This window comes from Steroidobacter sp. (assembly GCF_016790065.1).
Lineage (GTDB): Bacteria > Pseudomonadota > Gammaproteobacteria > Steroidobacterales > Steroidobacteraceae > Steroidobacter.
In genome coordinates this window covers 1-2,073 of the sequence record NZ_JAEUPY010000419.1, presented here as the reverse complement: position 1 = coordinate 2,073, position 2,073 = coordinate 1, and the positions used below count along the sequence as shown (strand labels likewise).

Here is a 2,073-nt window from a genome sequence, read left to right as displayed (position 1 = left end):
CTTTCGGTTTGCGATCTTCGAACGTCGCGGCGGCCGCTGGCCGGAACTGGGGTCGGCCACCGAGCGCGAATGGATGGGGCGCTTTCTGGGCCGTATCCACATGGTCGGCCGGCGCCAGCGCTTTCGACATCGCGAACGCATCGACATCGCGCGCATGGGCGAACAGTCCCGTGACTTTCTATTGGATGACGGTTGGATTCCCGAGCATCTGGAAGCGGCCTACGACTCGCTGACGCACGACCTGCTCCAGGCGATTCGCGAATCGTTCGACAACGCCCGCGGCATCGCCGAGCTACGTCTGCATGGCGATTGTCATCGCGGCAACGTGCTGTGGACCGATGACGGGCCGCATTTCGTCGATCTGGACGATTGCATCATGGGGCCGGCGATCCAGGACCTGTGGATGCTGCTGTCGGGCAATCGCAATGACATGGGCGAACAGCTGTCGCAGCTGTTGGAAGGCTATGCGCAGTTCGCCGACTTCGATTATCGCGAACTGGTGCTGGTGGAGAGCTTGCGGACCTTGCGGATGATTCATTACTCCGCCTGGCTGGCGCGGCGTTGGGGCGATCCGGCGTTTCCCTCGGCGTTCCCCTGGTTCGTCGAGCCGCGCTATTGGGAGAATCAGGTGCTGTCGTTACGTGAGCAGCTAGGGGCCATTGCCGAAGGCCCGTTGGATTTGCGCTGAACGCGCCCTGAATGGCGTGGTGGCGTCAATTGGGAATGCGACCGCATCGACTTTTTGCTCTGTTACCGCTGTGATAGCGTCCCGCGCCCATCGGCATAAAGCATTGGAAACAACCGTCCCTCATGCGCCCGAGAATTGAACAAATGCCGCAGGTACTTTCCCGTCTGGTGCGCTCGGTGATTGTGTTGGCCGGCTTGTCCGCGCTGGCTGCCTGCGGTGGCGGCGGTGGAGGCTCGCTCGGTGGGAACTCAGGTGGCGGCGGCGGAGGGGGCGGTGGCGGTGGCGGCACCACCGTCACGGTCAGCGGCAAGATCACATACGACAAAGTGCAGTTTAAATCGACCACCAACGGCGGTTTGGACCCGGCGAATGCAGTCGAGTCGCCAGCACGCGGTGTATGGGTTGAAGCGGTAGTCGGGGGTGCCGCTGGCAATCGCACCACGAGCACCGATGCCAACGGTGACTATTCCCTGACAGTACCGGCGAACACCAGCATGTTCATCCGAGTCCGTGCTCGCTTAGAACAGAGTAGCGGCGTGTCGACCTGGAAATTCGCTGTTCTGAACAATGCCAACGGGGACGCGGAGTACGCAATGGAAGGGCAAACGTTCGATAGCGGCTCGACCAACGTCACTCGCAACTTGCGGGCGCCCTCCGGCTGGACCGGCAGCAGCTATGGCAACACGCGAGTGGCGGCTCCGTTCGCCATCATCGATACGGTGTATCAAGCCAAAGAACTGATTCGCAGTGCCGCGCCCAGCGCGCAGTTTCCAATTCTGAATTTGTACTGGAGCACTCAGAATCGCACCTTGGGTTGTTTGCCGAGCGACACCAGCTGCCCGACCAACGGCCTGGCGTTCTGTCCCGACCTGGGCAACATTGGCACGTCGTTTTACGTGCGCGGCGAGACCGATCAATGCACGACCCAGAGAGCACTGCCGGACGGCATTTATATTCTCGGCGAGTTTGCCAGCGGCAACGGCGACACCGATGAGTTCGACTCGCACGTGATCGCGCACGAGTTCGGTCACTACTTCGAAGATCGGTTCAGCCGCTCGGATTCCATCGGCGGCAGCCATGGCCTCAACGATCGTTTGGACCTGCGCGTGGCTTTTGGCGAGGGCTGGGGCAATGCATTCAGTGGCATGGCGCTGAATGATCCGGTGTACCGCGATTCCTCCGGCGGCATCCGTCAGGACTCCGGCTTCAACATGGAAAGCAACTCGACTGCATACGAAGGCTGGTTCTCGGAGATGTCCGTGGGCGAAATCCTCTGGGATATTTTCGACACGACTACGGAGTCTGGGGACACTGTCACGCTCGGCTTCACGCCGATCTACAACGTGATGACTGGCGCGCAAATTCAGACCGAAGCGTTGACTAGC

General features: G+C 60.8%; 2 protein-coding genes. Both read left to right on the top strand.

Going from position 1 to position 2,073, the window contains the following annotated elements; all coding sequences use genetic code 11:
- A partial coding sequence (locus JNL55_RS17290; RefSeq protein WP_293856211.1) for a serine/threonine protein kinase occupies positions 1–688 on the top strand: 688 nt, incomplete at its 5' end.
- A 143-nt stretch (positions 689–831) separates the two neighbouring features.
- On the top strand, positions 832–2,073 hold a 1,242-nt coding region (locus JNL55_RS17285; protein WP_293856208.1), incomplete at its 3' end, for a hypothetical protein.